The organism is Clostridium sp. AM25-23AC (assembly GCF_003435125.1).
Lineage (GTDB): Bacteria > Bacillota > Clostridia > Lachnospirales > Lachnospiraceae > Pilosibacter > Pilosibacter fragilis.
Map to the genome: position 1 here is coordinate 1 of NZ_QWGI01000006.1, position 23,618 is coordinate 23,618.

18 protein-coding genes and 1 riboswitch are annotated in these 23,618 nt (G+C 50.2%); of the genes, 15 read left to right on the plus strand and 3 right to left on the minus strand.

Going from position 1 to position 23,618, the window contains the following annotated elements:
- Positions 1 to 92: 92 nt before the first annotated feature.
- From DW677_RS05135 to DW677_RS05185, 11 genes are all read left to right on the plus strand, one after another.
- Positions 93 to 737: a chloramphenicol acetyltransferase gene (locus DW677_RS05135; RefSeq protein WP_015553227.1), complete on the plus strand. Its 645-nt coding sequence runs from the start codon at positions 93 to 95 to the stop codon at positions 735 to 737.
- 236 nt (positions 738 to 973) lie between these two features.
- Positions 974 to 1,894, plus strand: a complete 921-nt coding sequence (locus DW677_RS05140; RefSeq protein ID WP_117566609.1) for a sugar phosphate nucleotidyltransferase — start codon at positions 974 to 976, stop codon at positions 1,892 to 1,894.
- 274 nt (positions 1,895 to 2,168) lie between these two features.
- Positions 2,169 to 2,513, plus strand: a complete 345-nt coding sequence (locus tag DW677_RS05145) for a hypothetical protein (protein WP_133304035.1) — start codon at positions 2,169 to 2,171, stop codon at positions 2,511 to 2,513.
- A 20-nt stretch (positions 2,514 to 2,533) separates the two neighbouring features.
- Positions 2,534 to 5,011 carry a cadherin-like beta sandwich domain-containing protein gene (locus DW677_RS05150; protein WP_117566610.1) on the plus strand — a complete coding sequence of 826 codons (2,478 nt, stop codon included), beginning with the start codon at positions 2,534 to 2,536 and terminating at the stop codon, positions 5,009 to 5,011.
- 121 nt (positions 5,012 to 5,132) lie between these two features.
- Positions 5,133 to 6,425: a UDP-N-acetylglucosamine 1-carboxyvinyltransferase gene (locus DW677_RS05155; RefSeq protein WP_015553231.1), complete on the plus strand. Its 1,293-nt coding sequence runs from the start codon at positions 5,133 to 5,135 to the stop codon at positions 6,423 to 6,425.
- Positions 6,426 to 6,743: 318 nt separating this feature from the next.
- Positions 6,744 to 6,861, plus strand: a riboswitch (SAM riboswitch).
- A gap of 107 nt (positions 6,862 to 6,968) precedes the next feature.
- Entirely contained in the window at positions 6,969 to 8,156 is a 1,188-nt protein-coding gene (gene metK, locus DW677_RS05160) for a methionine adenosyltransferase (protein WP_015553232.1), read from the plus strand.
- A 450-nt stretch (positions 8,157 to 8,606) separates the two neighbouring features.
- Positions 8,607 to 10,094 (plus strand): HAMP domain-containing sensor histidine kinase, encoded by a 1,488-nt coding sequence (locus DW677_RS05165; RefSeq protein ID WP_117566611.1) that lies wholly within the window; start codon positions 8,607 to 8,609, stop codon positions 10,092 to 10,094.
- A 30-nt stretch (positions 10,095 to 10,124) separates the two neighbouring features.
- Entirely contained in the window at positions 10,125 to 10,814 is a 690-nt protein-coding gene (locus DW677_RS05170; RefSeq protein ID WP_015553243.1) for a response regulator transcription factor, read from the plus strand.
- Positions 10,815 to 10,832: 18 nt separating this feature from the next.
- Complete coding sequence (locus DW677_RS05175) at positions 10,833 to 11,639, plus strand: HAD-IIA family hydrolase (protein ID WP_117566612.1); 807 nt, start codon at positions 10,833 to 10,835, stop codon at positions 11,637 to 11,639.
- Between the two features lie 258 nt (positions 11,640 to 11,897).
- Positions 11,898 to 13,091 carry an MFS transporter gene (locus DW677_RS05180; protein ID WP_015553245.1) on the plus strand — a complete coding sequence of 398 codons (1,194 nt, stop codon included), beginning with the start codon at positions 11,898 to 11,900 and terminating at the stop codon, positions 13,089 to 13,091.
- A 273-nt stretch (positions 13,092 to 13,364) separates the two neighbouring features.
- A complete protein-coding gene (locus DW677_RS05185) occupies positions 13,365 to 15,047 on the plus strand; it encodes a DEAD/DEAH box helicase (RefSeq protein ID WP_117566613.1) in 1,683 nt (560 codons plus the stop codon).
- A 304-nt stretch (positions 15,048 to 15,351) separates the two neighbouring features.
- On the opposite strand, the gene DW677_RS05190 is transcribed toward DW677_RS05185, so the two are convergent.
- Genes DW677_RS05190 through DW677_RS05200 form a run of 3 tightly spaced genes read right to left on the minus strand, consistent with a single transcriptional unit; the run spans position 15,352 to position 19,182 of the window.
- Positions 15,352 to 17,292 (minus strand): extracellular solute-binding protein, encoded by a 1,941-nt coding sequence (locus DW677_RS05190; protein WP_117566614.1) that lies wholly within the window; start codon positions 17,290 to 17,292, stop codon positions 15,352 to 15,354.
- Positions 17,292 to 18,113, minus strand: coding sequence for an ABC transporter permease (locus tag DW677_RS05195; RefSeq protein WP_117513705.1), 822 nt, complete (start codon positions 18,111 to 18,113; stop codon positions 17,292 to 17,294). Before DW677_RS05195 ends, DW677_RS05190 begins: the two co-directional genes overlap by 1 nt.
- Positions 18,106 to 19,182, minus strand: coding sequence for an ABC transporter ATP-binding protein (locus DW677_RS05200; RefSeq protein WP_117469143.1), 1,077 nt, complete (start codon positions 19,180 to 19,182; stop codon positions 18,106 to 18,108). The genes DW677_RS05195 and DW677_RS05200 overlap by 8 nt, the downstream gene beginning before the upstream one ends.
- A gap of 315 nt (positions 19,183 to 19,497) precedes the next feature.
- Between DW677_RS05200 and DW677_RS05205 the strand changes: the two genes are divergently transcribed.
- The 4 genes from DW677_RS05205 to DW677_RS05220 all read left to right on the plus strand — a co-directional run bounded on the left by DW677_RS05205 (position 19,498) and on the right by DW677_RS05220 (position 23,615).
- Complete coding sequence (locus tag DW677_RS05205) at positions 19,498 to 20,550, plus strand: beta-propeller fold lactonase family protein (protein ID WP_117469173.1); 1,053 nt, start codon at positions 19,498 to 19,500, stop codon at positions 20,548 to 20,550.
- A 6-nt stretch (positions 20,551 to 20,556) separates the two neighbouring features.
- Positions 20,557 to 21,684 carry a chorismate synthase gene (gene aroC, locus DW677_RS05210; RefSeq protein WP_117566615.1) on the plus strand — a complete coding sequence of 376 codons (1,128 nt, stop codon included), beginning with the start codon at positions 20,557 to 20,559 and terminating at the stop codon, positions 21,682 to 21,684.
- Positions 21,685 to 21,998: 314 nt separating this feature from the next.
- Positions 21,999 to 22,439, plus strand: a complete 441-nt coding sequence (gene rpiB / locus DW677_RS05215) for a ribose 5-phosphate isomerase B (protein WP_015553253.1) — start codon at positions 21,999 to 22,001, stop codon at positions 22,437 to 22,439.
- Positions 22,440 to 22,694: 255 nt separating this feature from the next.
- Positions 22,695 to 23,615, plus strand: a complete 921-nt coding sequence (locus tag DW677_RS05220; protein ID WP_117469175.1) for a PfkB family carbohydrate kinase — start codon at positions 22,695 to 22,697, stop codon at positions 23,613 to 23,615.
- The last annotated feature ends 3 nt before the right edge of the window (positions 23,616 to 23,618 follow it).

Consider the following 23,618-nt stretch of genomic DNA (forward strand, 5'->3'; position numbering starts at 1 on the left):
TTTTAAACGTTTTATTTGAAATAGCACAACAGGTTAAGTTAATTACCAGTTTTATAGAAAAGAAAATCCGGGTACTTTTAAAGGAGATTCATATGAAATTTACACCGATCGACCGAACCACCTGGGAGAGAAACTCCCATTATGATTATTATACAAACCTGTTAAAATGCGGCTACAGTGTGACTGTGTCCTTAGATATCACGAAGCTGCACCAGCAGGTAAAAGAAAAAGGACTGAAGTTTTATCCTGCCTTTGTCTACTGTGTCTCAAAACAGATCGCAGTGACAAAAGAATTCCGCATGGGACGGGACAAGGAAGGAAATCCGGGATACTACGATATCCTTCATCCGAATTATACGATCTTCCATGAGGATGACCATACCTTCTCCGATGTCTGGACCGGATACACGGAAGACTTTAAAACCTTCTATAAAAATATGAGAGATGACATGGAGACCTACAAAGACGTAAAAGCCGTAAAGGCAAAACCGGGACAGCCACAGAACTTTTACTGTATCTCCATGGTGCCGTGGTTAAACTTTACTGGTTATTCCGCCTACACAGAGAGCGGAACCCCGATGCTGTTTCCAATTATTACCTGCGGTAAGTTCACAGAGCATGACGGGATACTTACAATGCCATTCTGCGTCAACATCGCCCACGCAGCCGCTGACGGATATCACACATCCATGTTTATCAACGAACTTCAGAAACTGATCGACATGATCGAACTTTAAAGCGCAGCTTTCAAGCTTCCTGCCACACAGAAAAAGCTGTTTTACAGAATCCGGTATCACAAAGAAGAAGTTCGCAGATTATGAATAAAAATTCGAGAATATATAAGTAAAATAACAGTTACGATTTTCTTAAAAAACGCGGGGAAGCACTTGTCTGATTGAAAACCCACGGGGTTTGTGTTATGATGTCTTCAAGTGAGTGTGAGAAGAATCATCAGATAAAGGAGGACTGTTACATGAAAAAGACATCTCTTGTCATCATGGCAGCAGGAATTGGAAGCCGTTTTGGCGGCGGGATCAAGCAGCTTGCCCCGGTTGGACCGAGCGGTGAGATCATTATGGACTATTCGATCCATGACGCCCTGGAAGCAGGATTTGATAAAATTATCTTTATTATAAGAAAAGATTTGGAAAAGGATTTCAAGGAGATCATCGGAAACCGTATCGAGAGGATCGCTCCGGTAGAGTATGCGTACCAGGAGATGGACGATCTCCCGGAGGGATTTTCTGTTCCGGAAGGAAGAAAGAAGCCGTGGGGAACCGGTCAGGCGATCCTTGCGGCGAGAAATTTAATTAAGGAGCCGTTCCTTGTCATCAATGCAGATGACTATTACGGAAAAGAAGGTTTCAGGATCGTCCATGATTACATGGTAAATGAGATGGATGATACGAAGGACACCTTCGATATGTGTATGGCAGGATTTATCCTCTCCAACACCTTAAGCGAAAACGGTCCTGTAACCCGCGGCGTGTGCACTGTGGACAATAATGGATACCTCTCCAAGGTCACAGAGACATATGATGTATATAAGGCCGAGGACGGCATGCACGCGGCAGACCACGACGGGAATCCGGTTACCGTGACAGAAGATCAGCATGTCTCCATGAACATGTTCGGTCTCCCGGCATCCTTCGTAAAGGAACTGGAAAAAGGATTCCCGGAGTTCCTTTCTAATGTGAAAGAGGGAGATCTGAAGGCGGAGTATCTTCTTCCGGCAGTGATCGACGAGTGCATCCACAGTGGAAAAGGAACTGTCCGTGTGCTTGAGACAAAGGATAAATGGTTTGGAGTTACTTATAAGGAAGACAAACCGGCAGTTGTCGCATCAATCCAGAAGCTGGTAGATGCAGGCGTTTACCCGAAGAAACTGTTCTAAGAGCATTGCGCTGAGAGGATGTACGTTTACAATATTGTCTGCAAACAGATAAGAACAGCCTGATCAGCCGATCATGGTACGATCATAGTAAAGTGAAATGGTAGCTTTCCCGCTCTTTTTGCATATGATAATCCTGTATAGGGATCAGCAAAGGAGCGGGAACGTTTTTATGGAGAAGATTTACCGGGGATATCCCCTGGAAGTAAAAAAGGGTTACGGAATTTTTAACCCAGAAAGGACCTGTTCGTCCGAAGGGCCAAAGAAAGTCCCCTGGATGCTTTACCGTAGAGAGGAGCAGAGCGGAAAAACGGAGCTGACCGGAAATGAATCCCGGTCAGAGATAGATTATCTTCGAGGTCTCTATCCGGCATCGGCAAAGCAGAACCAGATCCTGGCGGAGGAGGCATGCGATCTTCTGGAATACCCTGGAAGTCCCATGTATGACGAATACCCGGACCGGGAATTCTTATACCGGGAGCTTTCAAAAGTGAGACAGCGCCATCCGGAGGAGACCGCAGGTGGTAAAGAAGGACAGGATCTTTTACAGGTACTGTTTATAAATGAGATCTACAGGAGACGGATCTTAAACAGAATGGAAAATCAGAGCAGTGACAGATAGACAGAGCGAGGAACAGTAAGATGAAGACCGGCAAGAAAGTCATGATCCTGCTGCTTATTTTTGTGGCGGCAGTGATCGTTTATTTTATACACCCAGTTGGGAAGAAAGAAGAGCATGGAATCACGGAGTACACGGCGATGGAGAAAGCGAAATTTCCGGTACTCTATGCGACGATGGGACACCGGGAGATGGCGCCGGTGTTCGGCCAGACGGAGGAGCGCGGTGTGACCGCAGACCGCGGCAGCCTGATCGTACTTCCGGAAGACCGGAAACTCAAGGTACGGTTTGCCGGTACGACAAAGATCCAGGGACTGCGCTATGAGATCCGCAGCCTCGACACAGAAGATCTGATCGAGCGCACCCAGGTCACATCTCTTGATGCAGCCAAAAATGGAGACAGCGAAAATGCCGTAAGTGCAGAGCTTCTGATCCAGAATCTTCTTGAGACAGGAAAAGAGTATCTTCTCGGCGTCTGCGCGAGTCTTCCCGACGGATCCGAGGCCTGGTATTACATGCGGATCGTGGAGCAGGACCAGGGCCATGTGAACGAGATGCTGGCACTGGCGGAGGAGTTTTCCTCAAAGACATACAAGTACAGCGATGCCCAGAGCCTGGCCATGTATATGGAGACATCCCCCAGCGCAAACAGTTCGGCACTGGGAACTGTGACGTTAAAAGACACTTTCACCCAGCTCACATGGGGTTCTCTGGGCGTGGAGCGGACCGGTGAGGCGTACACGAAATTAAAGGAACTGTCCGGAAATCTCGCCAATGTGGAGATCACGACTCATGTGACGGCGAAGGATGGCGAGAAGACGGAAACCTACGAGGTGACAGAAAACTTTACAATGAAGTGGGCATCCCAGCGGATCTACATGATGGATTACGAGAGGACCATGACGGAGCTCTTCACAGGAGATTCCGATCTGTTCTCTGGAAAACGGATCATTCTGGGAATCGGAAACGGTGACGGAGTCCATGCCGTAAAGAGTGCTGGGGGCCAGTACACAGCGTTTGTGACAGGCCGGGAGCTGTGGGCATACGACAGTGGCGAGAATGTTGGAGCCAGAGTGTTCGCCTTCGGCGGCGCGGCATCCGACGATATCCGTGACAACGTGCCGGAACATGGCGTCGAGATCCTTTCTGTGGATGAGGACGGCGGAATCGATTTTATCGTCTACGGAAGAATGAACCGCGGAACCCATGAGGGCAGCACGGGAATCGCCTACTATCACTATGCGATGGACCAGAATGCCCTGGAGGAGAAATTTTTTATTCCATCCACGGAACCTTTTGAGGAGCTGAAGGACGATCTCTCCGTCCTCGCACACCGCGGAACGAACGGAATCTTCTATTTCTATATGGACCATGGAATCTACGGGATCGATCTGAAGAGCCTGGAGTATGTGGCGCTTGCTTCCGGTCTCACAAAGGCCCAGTTTGCGGTCAGCGCGGATCACTCCCGGGCGGCATGGCAGGAAAATACAGGAATCTGGGATTCCCAGACGATCCAGATCATGGATCTCGACACCGGGGACAAGGCCCAGCTCGGCGGACAGGCGGGGTCCGTATCAAGAATTTTCGGCTTTGTCGGAAATGACTGCATCTACGGAACCGGAGACAGCGGGGATTACCTGATGTCCAACGGCCGTGTAATGGGAGTCTATTTAAAGAGCATCGATATCGTGGACAGGGAGATGAAGTCCGTGATGCACTATGAGAAGCCAGGTTCCTGGATCCGCGAGGTGTCTGTGAATGACAGCCGGATCCATATGAAGACTGTGACAAGCAAGGACGGATTCTTCGGGACATATTCCGCGGACACGCTGGTCTGCAACGCGGAGATCCTTCCGGGAAAGGCCGACGATATCGGCTGGTACGCGTCGGATCAGAAAGGACAGGTCCTGTTTGTCCAGCTCGACAGGGATATCGAGACGGCAAAGAAGATCCGCCAGACATCCCCGAAGCTTGCGGAGAGCAGCGAGACTGTAAAGCCGATCGCGACAGCAGCCTGCAGGGAAACAGAGTTTTACGCCTACGGACGGGGCAGATTCCTCGGACGGTTTGTGGAGTTCTCGGACGCGGCGGAGACGGCGTACAACAGTATGGGATTCGTGACAGCGGGACGTGACCGGATCATCTGGGTGCGCGGAAACAGGGCGAGCGCTTCCTATATCAGGGATATCACATCGGCGTCAAGGCTGATGGAGCGCTACCTCGATTCCTTTGAGATAAACCAGACGATGGAGGATGGAACCTTCCTTCTGGACGCCTCCGGCAGCACGATCATCCAGGTGTTATACTTTGTGGGACAGAACATTCCGGTGTTAGCCTACACTGGAGAGGGAACGTCCATGTACCTGACCGGCTATGACCAGACACATGTCCGTGTGTATCATCCGGAGAGCGGGGCAACAGAAGTGCTGTCCATGGAGACGGCGAATCAGGTGCTTGGGGCAGCGGGGTATGATTTCATATGCTGCGTGCCAACCCTATAGGTTTCGTTCCTTAAGAAAAACTTTACATTTTTCCCAGATATGTTATAATCATAACGAAAACAAGCTGGGACGAATGCAGGATAGCTTTGTCCCTTTTTAGATATATAGATAGAGGTGCGTAATGGAACAGTACATCATGAAGGGCGGAAATCCGCTTGTAGGAGAAGTAACTATAAGCGGAGCAAAAAATGCGGCTCTGGGAATTTTAGCGGCGGCGATCATGACCGATGACGACGTTGTGATCGATAACCTCCCGGATGTCAGCGATATCAATGCTCTTTTAGAGGCAATCAGCCATCTTGGAGCGAAGGTTGAGCGTATTGACCGCCATACTGTAAAGATCAATGCGGAAAACATCCACGCGGTGACCGTGGAAGATGAGCATATGAGAAAAATCCGCGCGTCATATTATTTTATCGGCGCGCTTCTTGGAAAATATAAGAGTGCGGAGGTTCCGCTTCCCGGCGGATGTACGATCGGAAGCCGTCCGATCGACCAGCACTTAAAGGGATTCCGTGCACTGGGATCTGATGTGAAGATCGTCCGCGGTGCTGTTGTGGCCCACGCGATCGATCTTGTGGCAAGTCATATCTATCTGGATGTGGTTTCTGTCGGCGCTACCATCAATATCATGATGGCCGCAACGATGGCGGAAGGCGAGACGATCCTTGAGAACGTGGCAAAAGAGCCGCATGTTGTTGATGTCGCAAACTTCTTAAACAGTATGGGCGCAAACATTAAAGGCGCAGGTACGGATGTGATCCGTATCAAAGGTGTAAGACGTCTTCACGGAACAAACTATTCGATCATCCCGGATCAGATCGAGGCCGGAACATTTATGTGTGCCGCAGCGATCACCCGCGGTGATATTACCGTAAAAAATGTGATCCCGAAGCATCTGGAGGCGATCTCCGCAAAGCTCACCGAGATGGGCTGTGAGGTCGTTGAGTTCGACGAGGAGATCCGCGTAGTCGGAAAACCGAGACAGCGTCACATGAACTTTAAGACACTCCCGTATCCGGGCTTCCCGACCGATATGCAGCCTCAGATGACGGTGGCACTTGCCCTGGCAGATGGGACAAGTGTTGTGACGGAGAGTATCTTTGAGAATCGCTTCAAATACGTGGATGAGCTTTCCCGCATGGGCGCGAATATCAAGGTGGAAGGCAGTGTTGCCATCGTTGACGGTGTCGGAAGCTTCACAGGGGCTCAGGTCGTTGCGCCGGATCTTCGCGCAGGCGCGGCTCTTGTGCTTGCAGGTCTTGCCGCAGATGGATACACGACTGTGGACGAGATCGGCTATGTTGAGCGCGGCTACGAGAATTTTGAAGAGAAACTCCGCTCTCTCGGTGCTGTGATCGAGCGCGTGGATTCCGAGAAGGAAGCGCAGAAATTCAGACTGAGAGTCGGCTGATGAGAATTTGAAAGCCCGAAGGTTCTGGTATACCGGGAAATTTTCCCGATTTCTCAGGATTTTCGGGTTTTTTTGCGATTGCCGCTTGACATTCACGTATGAATCGTATAAGATACAGTCCGTGGGTCATTTTTGGGGTGGCTCACAGTATAATAAACGTAACTATTCAGTAGGTCTGCGCACATGCTGCGCTGACCGTAAGAACACATAGGCTAGAAAGCAAAAATCCCATCAGCGAAGCTGATCTGGAATGGATTTTTGCTCGTGACTATGAAGGTACGGAATAGTTACCAATAAACTTAAAAAAGTTCGCAATATCCCTTATTCAGAGTGATGGAGGTACATAGGACCGGTGAAGTCACGGCAACCCCTGTTAATCGCAGACGCGAGAGGGCAGGAAGGTGCCAACCTGAGCGAGTAAATCGAGCAATAAGAGGATTTGACCACGTAAACCAGTCAAGTCCGCTTAGCATGAGCGGACTTTTGTTTTGCCGTAACTGCGGGGAGCAGGTGCGGTCTTCCTACAACTTGAAAGGAGCTACAATGGAAAAAAGATTATTTACTTCCGAGTCCGTAACTGAAGGACATCCGGACAAAATGTGCGACGCGATCTCCGACGCGATCCTCGACGCGTTAATGGAACAGGATCCGATGAGCCGTGTTGCATGTGAGACATGCACAACAACAGGTCTTGTTATGGTAATGGGCGAGATCACAACAAAGGCATATGTGGATATCCAGAAGATCGTCCGCGAGACCGTCCGTGAGATCGGCTATGACCGTGCAAAATATGGTTTCGACTGTGATACCTGCGGTGTTCTCACTGCGATCGACGAGCAGTCCAGTGATATCGCCATGGGTGTTGATAAGGCACTTGAGGCAAAAGAGAACAACATGACAGACGATGAGCTGGATGCGATCGGTGCTGGTGATCAGGGTATGATGTTCGGTTTCGCTACAAACGAGACCCCGGAGTACATGCCGTATCCGATCGCTCTTGCGCATAAGCTTGCAAGACGTCTCACCGAGGTCAGAAAGAACGGAACTCTTCCGTACCTGAGACCGGACGGAAAGACCCAGGTTACAGTTGAGTACGATGAGAACGGAAAGCCGTTCCGCCTTGACGCAGTCGTTCTTTCCACACAGCATGATGAGAATGTGACTCAGGAGCAGATCCATGAGGACATCAAGAAATATGTATTTGATGAGATCCTTCCGCAGGAGATGGTAGACGCAGATACAAAGTTCTTCATCAACCCGACCGGACGTTTCGTGATCGGCGGACCGCACGGAGACAGTGGACTTACAGGAAGAAAGATCATCGTTGACACCTACGGCGGATATGCACGTCACGGCGGCGGAGCTTTCTCGGGAAAGGACTGCACAAAGGTAGACCGTTCCGCAGCATACGCAGCGCGTTACGTTGCAAAGAACATCGTAGCGGCAGGCCTTGCTGACCAGTGCGAGATCCAGCTCTCCTACGCGATTGGTGTGGCTCATCCGACCTCCATCATGGTTGAGACAGAGGGAACCGGAAAGGTATCCGACGAGAAGTTAGTCGAGATCATCCGTGAGAACTTCGACCTCCGCCCGGCAGGGATCATCAAGATGCTTGATCTCCGCCGTCCGATCTACAAGCAGACCGCAGCATACGGTCACTTCGGAAGAACAGATATCGATCTTCCGTGGGAGAAGCTTGACAAGGTTGAGGATTTAAAGAAGTATCTGTAATAGAGAAAAAGAATAGAACGATCATGAATGTTCAGGGACAGAAATGATCGAAAAGCTGCGGCGCAGTTTCCGGAAAGGTCAGGAAACTGCGCCGCTTTTTTATGTAACAGGAAATTCCGAGGAATTCCCTGTTACATAAAAAGGCACTGACGTGCCAAAAATGCGCACTCGCGCGAAGATGTAGACTGTCGCAAGCGACCGCGCGAGGCGCGAGAATGTGCCAAGGCACATTCTTTTTTAGAATACTTTTATAAATTACCCACAAGAGTTGTGTTATACTTATCATATGCTGTTGGGGTCAAAGGATCCTTTGCCCCATCGGATACCGGATCGCTTTGCACTGGCCGGTGCGGGGCACAGACGTAGGAGCACGTAGTGCGGAGCGATCAGAAAGCCGGTATGTCCTCTCAGACTGGCGGACAAAAATAAGAAGGGAGCGCGCAGCCGCTCATGAAAATACGTACAAAATTACTTATCACATTTCTGACGATCACGGTGGTACCGATCTTTTTGATCTATATCTCGATTTTAGGACTCAGTTCCTATCAGAACCGGGTGTTCCGGGAGACCTACGACGTTGGCCAGGTGGATCTCTCTGCCGGCGCGTCGATCCGGGTATTCAGCCACCTGACTGAGAGCATTCAGAAGGAGATCGAAGAAAAGATCGCGAAGGATCCGGAGATTTTCACGGACCAGTCGTATCTGGGCGACTTGAACGCCCGGATGACTGAAAAACACTCCTTTCTGATGGTGACGAAGGATGGAAAACTGATCTATATAGGAAACGACGAGACAGCATCGAGCCTGGAGAGAGAGATATCGGACTATGCGGAGATCAATGACTCTGATTCCTGGGGCAATTATCTGGATAAAAATACGGAACATCTGATCAAACAGAGAGAATTTGAACTGGCAGATGGGAGCCGGATCGCGGTCTACCTTGTGACAAACGTTGTGGATGTGATCCCGGAGGTAAAATCCATGATCACAGAGATGTTCTTCAGCAGTGTGCTGATCCTTTTTATCACAGGCGGTATGCTGACAGCCTGGGTCTACCGGTCGATCTTATGGCCGATCGGAAAGCTTCAGGAGGCAACGAAACAGATCCGCGACGGAAATCTGGACTTCACTCTCGATGTGGAGGACGATGATGAAATCGGGCAGCTCTGCCAGAACTTCGAGGAAATGAGGATCCGTCTGAAAGAATCGACGGAAGAAAAGATCCAGTATGATAAGGAGAGCAAGGAGCTGATCAGCAACATCTCCCACGATTTAAAGACCCCGATCACAGCCATCAAGGGCTACGCGGAAGGGCTTATGGAAGGTGTTGCGTCCTCGCCGGAGAAGCGGGATAAATATATCCGGACGATCTACAACAAGGCGAACGATATGGACCGTCTGATCAACGAGCTGACATTCTACTCAAAGATCGACACAAATAAGATCCCGTATACCTTCTCGAAGATCAATGTGGCAAACTACTTCCGCGACTGTGTGGAGGAAGTAGGACTGGAACTCGAGGCGAGAGGAATCGAGCTTGGCTATTTTAACTTTGTAGATGAGGACGTGATGGTGATCGCCGACGCGGAGCAGATGAAGCGCGTCATCAACAACATCATCGGAAATTCCTTAAAATACATGGATAAAAAGAATGGGATCATCAATATCCGGATCCTGGATGTGGGTGACTTTGTCCAGGTGGAGATCGAGGACAACGGAAAAGGCATCGGACAGAAAGAGCTTCCGTATATTTTCGACCGTTTCTACCGGACGGATTCCTCGAGAAATTCCAGCAAGGGCGGAAGCGGCATCGGCCTTTCCATCGTAAAGAAGATCATTGAGGACCATGGAGGAAGGATCTGGGCCACCAGCAAGCTGGGAATCGGAACAGAGATCCACTTTGTACTCAGAAAGATCGCGGGGGACGCGCAGCAGTAAAATATAATACCCATAACAGGAGGAACTTATATGAGCAAAATTCTGATCGTAGAAGATGAGGAGAGTATTGCAGAACTCGAAAAGGATTATCTGGAACTGTCCGGTTTCGAGGTTGAGATAGAAAATGACGGAGAAGCCGGTTTAAAGCGGGCGATTTCGGAGGAGTTCGACCTCTTTATCCTGGATCTTATGCTGCCGGGAGTGGACGGATTTGAGATCTGTAAGAAGATCCGAGAGACGAAAAACACACCGGTGATCATGATCTCCGCAAAGAAAGACGATATCGATAAGATCCGCGGCCTTGGTCTCGGCGCTGACGACTATATTACAAAGCCGTTCAGCCCGAGCGAGATGGTGGCGAGAGTCAAGGCCCACCTGTCCCGCTACGAGAGACTCATCGGAAGCGGAACCCCGGTGAACGATATCATCGAGATCCGCGGTTTAAAAATCGATAAGACAGCCCGCCGCGTCTATGTAAACGGCGAGGAGAAGAACTTTACGACAAAAGAATTTGACCTTTTGGCGTTCTTAGCCCAGAACCCGAACCACGTCTTCACGAAGGAAGAGCTGTTTTCCAAGATCTGGGACATGGAATCCATCGGTGATATTGCGACCGTTACAGTCCACATCAAGAAGATCCGCGAGAAGATCGAGATGAATACCGCGAAACCCCAGTATATCGAGACGATCTGGGGTGTCGGATACCGGTTCAAGGTATAAGGCAGGGAGAAAGGGAAGATGGACAGAAAAAAACTTTTGGAGGAGACAGAGCTTTTCGTCCTGGACATGGACGGAACCTTCTATCTGGACACGCAGATCCTGGACGGATCCCTGGAATTTTTAAGACAGGTGGAACGTCTCGGAAAGCGGTATGTATTTTTTACAAATAATTCCTCGAAATCTCCGAGGACCTATATTGATAAGCTGGCGAAAATGGACTGCCATATCCGCCGGGATCAGATCATTACATCCGGCGATGTGATGATCGAATATCTGAAAATGTATTATCCGGGAAAAAGGGTTTACTTAGTTGGAACCCCGGACCTGGAGGAAAATTTCCGGGAGAACGGCATTCTCCTCACAAAGGATATGCCGGATGTTGTGGTCATCGGATTTGATATGACTCTGACCTACGAGAAGTTAGAGAGGGCCTGTACCTACATCCGGAGTGGGGCAGTATTCCTGGCAACACATCTGGATATCAACTGTCCGACGCGGGCTGGATTTATCCCGGATTGTGGTGCTATGTGCGCGGCAATCTCACTGTCTACGGGAAAGCAGCCGAAGTATGTGGGAAAACCATTTAAGGAAACTGTGGATATGGTGCTGACACTCACGGGAAGCGAGCGGGAGAAGATATCCTTTGTGGGAGACCGTCTCTATACCGATGTGAAGACCGGCGTGGCAAATGGAGCCCATGGGATTCTGGTGCTCTCCGGGGAGACGAAGGTCGGTGATCTGGAGAACGCTGACACGGTGCCGGATGCTGTGTTTACAGGATTAAAAGAGATGGCGGAAATTATGGCAGAGATGCCGGGAAAATAGAAAACGAAAGCTAAGAGTAATAGGCACATCCTGATGTTTGGGGTGTGCCTTTGCTGCGGGGAGAAAAATCCTGATAAAGTGTTACAGAGAACATACGGTTGTTTGCGCTTGACATTCAGCGGATATAAGTTTAAACTTGAATTATGTGAATTTTCTGCAAAAATAAAGCAAAATGCAAAGAAACGAAACAGTTTCAGCGGGACGTGAAGAATGACAGAAGTCTGGAACTGAAAATTAAGACAAAGGAAGACAACGCTTATGAAGTACAAATTGAGATTTGCTGCCTTTTTCACTGCCATGATCGTATTTAACCTGGCAGCCAACTTTGCCCACCCGGTCACACCGACGGTAATTCAGGAGCTGCAGCTCCACGACTACATGTTTGGAGTGGCGTTAGCAGTTATGCTGATCACAAACTTCCTGTTATCTCCGTTCTGGGGTAAGATCAATAACTATATTTCTTCAAGGCTTTCCTTATTGATCTGTTGTCTGGGATACGGTGTGGCCCAGGTATGGTTTGCCTACGCTACGACGGAACTCATGATCATTCTCGCGAGAATGTTCGCGGGACTCTTCACCGGCGGTATCTTTGTAAGCTTTCTGACCTATATCGTAAACAAGTCAGACCCGGAAGACCAGGGTAAATACCTGACATACAGTGCAACGATCAAGAGCGTGGCCAGCGCTTTCGGCTACATGATAGGCGGATTTTTAGGCGAGTTTTCCGTGCGTCTGGCGTTCTTAGTCCAGGCGGGAACCCTGATCGCGGTGGCAATTGCTTTCTTCCTTATCTGTGAACCGGACAGCACGGCGAATTTAAAGGATATTCCGGCAAAGCAGCTCATGAAGGAAGCGAACCCATTCCAGGCGTTCATCGACAGCAGGAATTTCATGTGCATGGCTTTCGTGTTCCTGTTTGCGATCAACATCTTTATCAACTTCGGAAATACCGGTTTCGACCAGGCTTTTAACTACTACTTAAAGGCACAGCTGGGTCTGACTTCCTCCTACAACGGAATCATCAAGGCGGGCGTCGGTTTCGTATCCTTTATCGCGAACATGAGTCTCTGTATCTGGATCATCAAGAAGACGAACGTCAAAAAGTCTATGGTGGTTCTCACAGCGTTTTGTGCGCTGGCTTCCATCGGAACATTGATATCCGTGAAGATCGGAATCTTCATCCTGTTCAGTATCCTTGTTTACGCTGGCTATTCCGTCAGCGTCCCGGTTCTCCAGAACATGGTGGCAGACCAGGCATCGCCGGAGCAGAAGAACCTCGTCATGGGATTCTTCAACGCGACCCAGTCATTGGGAAGTATTGCGGGTTCCCTGACAGCGGGATTTATCTATTCTGTGAATGCGAAGCTTCCGTTTGCCTGCACCTTCGTGATCTACTCGGTGGGCGTTGCGGCGGCGTTTGGATATCTGTGCTACCACAAAAAAGAGGCTTGATACTGGTTTAAATTAACATACACCCCGGAAGGGCGTGGTACTTAAAAAAGTACCTGCCCTTCCGTTTTTTTAGACATCGTCGCTTGACTTTTTCCTCCCTATGTTATAAGATATTTTACATTTGCACCCTGTATGGCTTGAAATATTAACGAGCCGTCAGTATTGTATATAGAATTCTGTGACCGGTATAGAGATCTGGGAGTCCGTAGGAGTCGTCGAATGAATGTATCCTGGCATGGAATCGTTATGCAGACAACATAGAAAGGATATTGAATGGAAACAATCAGATTTGACGAACTTAATTTAGACCCGCGGATCCTCCGCGCAGTTACAGATATGGGATTTGAGGCGGCGTCCCCGATCCAGGCCCAGGCGATCCCGGTTGAGATGGAAGGCCATGACATGATCGGCCAGGCGCAGACCGGAACCGGTAAGACCGCAGCTTTTGGAATTCCGCTTCTCATGAAGATGGACCCGGAAAACAGAAAGACACAGGCAATGATCCTCTGCCCGACGAGAGAACTTGCGATCCAGGTAGCGGAAGAGCTTCGCCGCCTTGCGAAATACATGTCCGGGATCAAGATCCTCCCGGTCTACGGCGGACAGGAGATCGTAAAACAGATCCGCTCCTTAAAGGGCGGTGTCCAGATCATCGTTGGAACCCCGGGACGTGTGATGGATCATATGAGAAGAAAGACGATCCGCACCGACGCGATCCACACGGTGGTTCTCGATGAGGCGGACGAGATGCTGAACATGGGATTCCTCGAGGACATGGAGACGATCCTCGGTGAGCTTCCTGAGGAGCGCCAGACCGTAATGTTCTCCGCGACAATGCCTCACGCGATCGCCCAGATTGCCCAGAAGTTCCAGAAGGACCCGAAGATGGTTCAGGTCGTAAAGAAGGAACTGACGGTTCCGAAGGTGACCCAGTATTATTATGAAGTAAAACCGAGAAATAAAGTGGAAGTTATGTGCCGTCTGCTGGATCTCTATTCCCCGAAGCTCTCCGTTGCGTTCTGTAACACGAAAAAGCAGGTGGATGAGCTGGTGCAGGCACTCCAGGGCCGCGGATACTTTGCGGAAGGTCTTCACGGAGACTTAAAGCAGGAGCAGCGTGACCGTGTAATGGGAAGCTTCCGAAATGGCGCTACCGAGATCCTTGTTGCGACGGACGTTGCGGCGAGAGGTATCGACGTTGACGATGTGGAAGCCGTATTTAACTACGATATTCCGCAGGATGACGAGTACTATGTACACCGTATCGGACGTACCGGACGTGCCGGAAGAGAAGGACGCGCATTCAGCCTTGCGGTGGGAAGCGAGGTCTACAAGCTCCGCGACATCCAGAGATTCTGCAAGACAAAAATCGTTCCGCAGCCGATCCCGTCCTTAGATGATGTGACTGCGATCAAGGCAGAGAAGATCTTAGATGATGTTCAGCAGCATATCGGTGACGACAGCAATTTAGAGCGCATGACAGATATTATCGAGAAGCGTCTTCTTGCTGAGGATTACACTTCCTTAGAGCTTGCGGCAGCGTTCCTGAAGATGGCCATGGGCGACGATTACGAGGACATCGCGGATGAGGGAAGACCGCTCCGTGACCTTGACGATCTCGACCGACGCGGCGGAAGAAATGACCGCGGAAGAAACGGACGCAGACGCCAGAGAGGCGATGACGAGGAGTACATGGACAGAAAGAACGCCAGAGGCGGCATGACAAGACTGTTCATCAACCTCGGAAAGAACCAGAACGTGAAGCCGGGCGATATCTTAGGAGCCATCGCCGGTGAATCCGGAATTCCGGGCCGTCTCGTTGGAAGTATCGATATGTATGACAAATATACCTTCGTGGAAGTTCCGAAGGAGCAGGCCGATGTCGTTATGGACGCAATGAACCATGTGAAGATCAAAGGTAAGAGCGTGCATGTGGAGAAGGCGAACCGGAGATAGGGGCAGTATTGCTGTAAAATATGATGTTGGGGTCAAAAGCTTTTGACCCCTCTGATACCGAATTGCTCTGCACTGCGTGCTCCCGCAATTCTTAAAAACATTCGTAATTCGCTCATTTTTCTTTGAAAAATGGCTACTTACTCATGTTTTTGGCGGGTCCCAAGGTCAAAAATTCTCCTGCAAGCAAGCTTGCGTCGAACTTCTGACCTTTTGACCCTGGTATCATAAAATATGGAACTATAGAAATCAAAAACGGGAACCCGGCAGAGTTTGTTTCTGCCGGATTCCCGTTTCCTTTCATATATTACTGTGATTTAACTTCCTTCCAGAGTGCATTATAGAGATCATCCGCCTCGGTTCCAAGATAACTGTAGACCTCAGAATTCTCCAGCTCATCTGTATCCGGGAATACAGATTTATTTTCCTGATATTCCGGATCCAGGATCCCGAACGCTGCCTTGTTCGGGGTTGCGTAGGTGATGTACTCGAAGTTCTTCACCGCGATATCCGGGCGGCAGAGGAAGTTGATCCACTTCTCCGCGTTCTCCTTATTCTTCGCGTTATCCGGGATGACCCAGGAATCGATCCACAGGTTTGTTCCCTCTTTAGGAAGAACGTACTCAAGATCATAATCGAGATCCAGTGTCTCCGCCTCTTCCTGGAGGTATAACAGCTCACCAGAGTAGATAACACCTACCGCCGCCTCGCCGTTTAACATCTTATCGCGGACCTGGTCCACAACATATGCCTGTACTAACGGCTTCTGCGCCAGGAGAAGCTTCTTCGCCTCCTCCAGCTCTCCCACGTCTGTGGTGTTCATGGAATATCCAAGTTCCTTTAATGCAACCATAAACGCGTCGCGGACGCTGTCCTGCATCAGGATCTCGCCCTTTAATCTTTCATCCCAGAGATCCGACCACTTTGTCGGCGCCGGGACTCCAAGCTCTTCCAGCTTCTGGACATTGTAGATAATTCCGACCGTTCCCCATGTATACGGGACAGAATAGCGGTTCTCCGGATCAAACGCCTTTGATTTTTCAAGGTAGACCGGATCGATATTCGCAATATTCGGCACATTTTCAAAGTTGATTTCGGCGAGAAGTCCGTTCTCCACCATCTTCTGGATCATGTAGTCCGACGGACATACCGCGTCGTAGCTGACTGCTCCTGCCTCGATGACCGGATACATCTCCTCGTTTGTCTCAAAGAGGTCATACGTCACATGAATTCCGGTCTCCGCCTCAAATTCATCGATAACACTCTCATCAATATACTCTCCCCAGTTGTAAACATAGAGTTCGTTGGAGTGGGATGACGTAAAGTGAAGATAGCTTGTATAGCAGACGCTTCCAACGATCAGGAAGGACGCCAGCACGATGGCTGTCTTTCCGTTCCACAACGGCTTCTTTTCCTTATCCGGTACCGCGTTCGGGCCGAAGCTTCCGGCTCCCGCCTTCGCCTGCGGTTTTGCCGGGGCAAAGTTCGTGATGAGAAGCAGCGCGAGGATCGTCACAAAGATCACGGTGGACAGGGCGTACATGGACGGCTTGATGCCGCGGCGCACCTCACTGTAGATCAGGGTGGAAAGTGTATTGATCCCGGCGCCCCTCGTAAAGTGGGTGATGATAAAGTCGTCGAGAGACATCGTAAACGCCATCAAAAAGCCCGATAACACACCAGGCATAATATCCGGGAATACTACCTTGAAAAATGCCTGTAACGGACCGGCGCCCAGGTCCATGGCCGCCTCGTAGGTGTTCCGGCTCGTCTGCTTAAGCTTCGGCATGACGCTCAGCATCACATAGGGCACGTTGAAGGTGATATGGGCGAACAGGATCGTCTTGAAGCCCAGGGAGATCCCGAAGGCGATGAACATCAGCATCAGGGAGATCCCTGTCACGATATCGGAGTTTAACATCGGGATATTGTTGAGTCCCATGCAGATCGTCCGCGGAAGCTTCTTCATCGCGGAGAGTCCGATGGCCGCCGCTGTTCCGAGGATCGTTGCGATAAGCGCCGACAGGAACGCGATCAGTAACGTATTATAGAGGGCATCCATGATCGTGGCGCTCTCAAACATCTGTGTGTACCATTTTAAGGTGAATCCACCCCACTGGGATCTCGATTTCGAGCTGTTGAAGGACAGGACCATCATGACGAGGATCGGTGCGTACAGAAAGATCAGTACCAGCACCAGATAGAAATCCTCAATAAATTTCTTAAATCTTTCTCTTGCGGTTTTCATCAGAATGCAGATCCCTCCCCATCCTTATCGTATTTTGCGATCATGGTCATGCTGAGAAGGATGAATACCATGAGCACGATGGAAAGTCCGGCGCCGAGGTTCCAGTTGCTTCCCTTTGTAAATTCCTGCTCGATGACGTTTCCGATGAGCAGGATCTTGCTGCCGCCCAGGAGGTTCGAGATCACGAAGGTGGTGAGCGCGGGCACGAATACCATCGTGATCCCGCTGACGATTCCAGGAACGCTTAGTGGAAGCAGGATCTTTGTGAGCGTCTGGTAGTTGTCCGCCCCCAGGTCCCTCGCCGCGTTGATCACGTTGTCATCGATCTTCGCAAGGGTGTTGTAGATCGGCAGTACCATAAACGGCAGGAAGTTGTAGACCATGCCGAGGATGATGGCCGCCGGTGTGTTGATGATCGCAATGTTCGGCAGATGCAGCATCGTGAGGAAGGTGTTGATCACGCCGTTCTTCTCGAGGAGTGTCTGCCATGCCATGGTTCTTAAGAGGAAGTTCATCCACATCGGGAGAATGAAGATGAATACCACGAAGCTGCCTTTTCCGATATGGCGTTTTCTTAAGATCAGCGCTAACGGATACGCCAGGACGAGACAGATCACGGTGCTGACTCCCGCGAGCGCCAGGGAGAGCCAGAGCGCCTTCAGATGCTCAGAGGAACTGATGGCCAGGATGTTTGCCAGGGTGAATGCCCCGCTGCGGTCCGTCAATCCATAGCAGAATACCATGAGCAGAGGGATCACCGTAAATCCTGTCATCCATATCATATAAGGATAAGCCAGAAATCTGGATGCTTTTCTATTCATTGACTCCAACGGCCTCCTCGTCCTCGGACTCCGGCTTGTTCATGATCTGGATATCGAAGGGATCCACATGAATGCCGACCTTCTGTCCGACCGGGAACATGTCCGTGCTGTGGACCAGCCACTCGTAGCCGTCCGGGGTCGTAACCTCCATCTCGTAGTGGACGCCCTTGAAGATCAGGTGCGTGACAACGCCTTGAAGCGTGCCGTCCTCCGGCTTCACAAGGTCGATGTCCTCCGGTCGGATCACAACGTCCACGGGTTTATTGTTTCCGAATCCCTTATCCACGCAGGCAAACTTCGCGCCGAAGATCTCAACAAGCTCGTCGTGGATCATCGTACCGCCCACGATATTGCTCTCGCCGATAAAGTCCGCGACGAAGGCGTTCTCCGGCTCGTTGTAGATCTGCTCCGGGGTTCCCATCTGCTGGATATAGCCCTGATTCATGACGATGATGGTGTCAGACATGGTCAGTGCCTCTTCCTGGTCATGGGTGACGTATATAAAGGTGATTCCCAGCTCATTCTTCAGCCGGATCAGCTCGTACTGCATGTCCTGGCGGAGCTTTAAGTCGAGGGCTCCGAGCGGCTCATCGAGAAGAAGAAGCTTCGGTTCGTTTACGATGGCGCGGGCAATGGCGATCCGCTGCTGCTGGCCGCCGCTCAGGGAATCCACGCTGCGGTTCTCGAAACCGTCCAGGTTTACGAGCTTCAGCGCATACTTGATCTTATCGTCAATATAGCTCTTTGATTTGCCTTTGATCTTCAGACCGAACGCGATGTTCTCCGCAATGCTCATGTGGGTGAACAGGGCGTACTTCTGGAAAACTGTATTTAACTGGCGTTTATTCGGCGGTGTGTTTGTGATATCTTCGCCGTCAAAGATCACCTGGCCTTTGTCAGGTTTTTCGAATCCACCGATGATCCTTAAAGTTGTGGTCTTTCCACAGCCGCTCGGACCGAGCAGTGTCACAAAGGAATTTTCCTTTACAGAAAGGCTCAGATCATCAAGGATCAGATCGCCGTCATAGCTCTTCCAAATATGGGACAAATCAATGAGCGGATGCTCCATTCTTTTTTCCTCCTGAATGTAAAAATATTCAAACGTCCTGCTGCCTTTCGACGCAGAGCAGCACAAAAAATGACTGTGCGACAAGAATTTCATCTTGTATATTTACTCATGATTTCCATGTTCTGTCAATAGATTTCCGACCCCGTTTCGAAATAAAATCTGAGGTATGTTTTTTCTTTCATACGATTCCCGGAGTTTTTCAGATTTCGATTAACAAACGTGGCAGATTATGATAAAATGAGCATATCTATGAAATTCCGAAACGCTGCCGGACGAGGCATTTTCGGAGAATTGAAAGTAAAGGGGAAATTACCTATGACTGGAAAATACATGGCCTATGTGGGTTCTTATTCCTACACGGGAAAGGCAAAGGGAATCACTGTATATGATGTGGATGTTGAGGCTGGAAAATTCATCTACCGCTGCGAAGTGGAGGTCGATAATTCTTCCTATCTGAAAGCGTCCCAGAACGGACAGATCCTCTACTCCATCGCCGATGAGGGAGTTGTGGCGTTCCGCGTTCTTTCGAACGGAAGCCTTGCCCGCTTAAACAGCGCAAATATCAGGGGCATGCGCGGATGCCATCTCTCAACAAGCAAAGCCGACGACTATATCTTTATCTCCGGTTTCCATGACGGAAAGATCACGGTCCTCAACCTGAATAAGGACGGCGCCGTGGGCCAGATCGCCGACGGCGTTTTCCACAAGGGCCTCGGATCCGTTGCGGAGCGCAGCTTCCGCCCGCATGTGAGCTGCAGCCGCCTGACTCCGGACGAGCGTTTCTTAATGGTGGCGGACCTTGGAATCGACCAGATCAAGGTCTACCGTTTCGACCACAAGGACGGAAAGATCACTCTCGTGGACACGATCCGCTGCGAGCTGGAATCCGCTCCGAAATACTTTATGTTCAGCTCCGACGGACGTTTCTTCTATGTTCTCTATGAGCTGAAAAATATGATCGAGGTTTATTCTTATAAGGAGGGTGAGCGCGTTCCGATCGTGGAGAAGATCCAGACGATTCCTTCCACAGGAAGCAAGCCGAACCAGCTGACCGCAGCCTGCGCGATGCACCTCTCCCCGGATGAGAAGCACTTATTCTGCAGCAACGCCGGAGACAACACGGTATCCATGTACGACCGCGATGATGAGACCGGCATGCTGACAATGCGCTTCTGCCTCCCGATCAGCGGTGATTACCCGAAGGACATTGCGATCTTCCCGGACGGAAAGCATCTGGCATCCATCAACCACGAGGGAAGTATTTCCTTCTTTAAGATCGACTATGAAAAAGGTCTTCTCGTCATGAGCGACCGCAGCATTACGGTCAACGAGCCAAACTGCTGTGAAATTGTAAAGATTGGAGATTAACATAACATGGCAGCAGGTTCTACCATCGGCACAATATTTAAAGTAACGACCTGGGGAGAATCCCACGGGAAGGCCATTGGCGTTGTCGTCGACGGCTGCCCGGCGGGTCTTCCACTGGACGAATCCGATATCCAGAAGCTCTTAGACCGCAGAAAACCTGGCCAGAGCCGCTTTACGACCCAGAGAAAAGAGGGCGATGAGGTCGAGATCCTCTCCGGTGTCTTCGAGGGAAAGACTACAGGAACACCGATCTCCATGATCGTCTGGAACACGGACCAGAGATCCAGGGATTACTCCAATATCGCTTCCTGTTTCCGCCCGGGTCATGCGGATTATACCTTTGAGGAAAAATACGGGTTCCGCGACTACCGCGGCGGCGGACGTTCCTCCGCCCGGGAGACCATCGGCCGCGTCGCAGCAGGTGCCATCGCAGAGAAGTTCTTAAAACAGTTGAATATCTCCGTGACCGCATACGCGAAGTCCATCGGACCGGTGGAAGTCTCCCCGGAGCGGATGGATCTCGCTGAGATCCAGAATAACCGCTTCTGTCTTCCGGATGCGGAGGCAGCAAAGGCAGCAGAGGATTATCTTGACCAGAAGATCGCGGAATGCGACTCCGTCGGCGGTGTCGTCGAGTGCGTGATCTCCGGTCTTCCGGTAGGTCTCGGCGAGCCGGTATTTGAGAAGCTGGACGCGAACCTTGCAAAGGCAATCCTCTCCATCGGTGCCGTCAAGGGCTTTGAGATCGGCGACGGTTTTGCCGCAACAAAGGCATGCGGATCTGAGAATAACGATGAGTTCCGAATGGACGGGGACAAGATCGTAAAGGAGACGAACCATGCTGGCGGCGTTCTCGGAGGAATCAGCGACGGGAGCGATGTGGTATTCCGGGCGGCCTTCAAACCGACCCCGTCTATCGCAAAGTCCCAGGAGACCGTCACAAAGGACGGCGCGAATATCGATCTCGTGATCCACGGGCGCCACGACCCGGTGGTTGTTCCGAGAGCTGTCGTTGTGGTGGAATCCATGGCCGCTATCACCGCTATGGACATGCTCTTAGTGTCCATGACATCCAGACTCGACCTGATCCAGATATTCTTTCAGGTTGAGAATGCGGATGACGGCGATAATTAAATATTCGCATGAAGCCGGACAGTTTTCTGGACGGATTCAAAATATTATGATACCAGGGTCAAAAGGTCAGAAGTTCGACGCAAGCTTGCTTGCAGGAGAATTTTTGACCTTGGGACCCGCCAAAAACATGAATAAGTAGCCATTTTTCGCAGAAAAATGAGCGAATTATGAATGTTTTTGATGATTGCGGGAGTACGAAGTACGGAGCAATCCGGTATCATAGGGGTCAAAATACCTTTTGACCCCAACATCATATTATAAAACTGGCAAAATAATTTCCGGTTACACTATCACAATCATAGGAGAAGAAAGAAATGAAAATCGCAATCGCAAATGACCATTCTGCAGTAGAGCTGAAGAACATCATCAAAGAGCATCTTGAGAGCAAAGGCTACGAAGTATTAAACCTCGGAACCGACTCCACGGAGAGCTGTGACTATCCGGTATACGGTGAGAAAGTCGGCCGTGCTGTCGCTGACGGAGAGGCAGACCTCGGAATCGCTATCTGCGGAACAGGCGTTGGTATCTCCCTGGCAGCAAACAAGGTAAAAGGCATCCGCGCATGTGTCTGCAGCGAGCCGTACACAGCAAAGCTTTCCAGAATGCACAACAACTCCAACATCCTCGCGTTTGGTGCACGCGTCGTTGGAAGCGAACTGGCAAAGATGATCGTCGACGAGTGGCTTGGCGCAAGCTTCGAGGGCGGACGTCATCAGAGACGTGTTGATATGATCATGGATATTGAGAACAAGTAACTGAATCGTAACTGTGAGGGTACTGAACAGTTACACGGAATCTTATTTTATATAGAAGAAAGATCCTGTCTGGAAGCAGCAATGCCTCCGGTCAGGATCTTTTTTGGATATGACCTCAAGAGAGAAGATCATGACAGAACTGACTCTTGCCACGCATTTTAACATGTGTTAAGATTACACCACAAAGGATCATATCCCAAATGACCCAACAGGATAAAGGTCAGAGATAAAGGACATAGATAAAGGAGAATTACGATGGGAATTGTAGTAATCGGAGATGTGTTTATAGATATTAAGGGGTATTCCCTGTCCCCTTATATTCCGCAGGGAAGAAATGCCGGAACTGTGATCCAGATCCACGGCGGCGTTGCGAGAAACGTGGCGGAGAACATCGCAAATATCGAGCTGAAACCGACATTTATCAGTGCGGTGGATGACAACGCCATGGGAGACGATGTGATCCAGAAGCTGAAACGCCATAAAGTCGAAACGAAGTATATGAAGAAGGTCAAGGACGGCATGGGAACATGGCTGGCCGTCTTTGATCATGAGGGAGACGTGGTGGCATCCATCTCAAAGAGACCGGACCACAAGCCCATCGAGCAGATCTTAGATGAGCACGGGGACGAGATCTTTAAGGATGCGGACAGCATTGCGATCGAGATCGATACGGACAAGGAGATCGTGAAAAAGACCTTCATGTATGCGGAAAAGTATCACAAAGAGGTCTATGCGCTTGTATCCAATATGACGATCGCTGTGGAGAGAAGAGATTTTATCCGCAGAACCGCATGTTTTGTATGCAATCAGCAGGAGGCGGGAATCCTGTTCTCGGAAGATTATGACCATATGACTCCGGCAGAGTTAGCGGCAATTCTTCCGGACCGGATCCGTTCCGCCAAGATCTCCCGCATGGTGGTCACCATGGGAGGAGACGGATCTGTCTTTGTTGATTCGGACGGGCACACCGGAATTTATCCGGGACGTAAGGTAGATATCGTGGACACGACGGGAGCCGGGGATGCGTTCTTTTCCGGCGTCTGCATCGGACTTACCTACGGCAAGACGCTGCAGGAGGCATGCAGAATCGGTACAAGACTTGCGGCAACGGTGATCTGCACGACAGAGAATATCTGTCCGAGATTCATGCCGGAAGAATTTGGACTTACGAGGTAATCG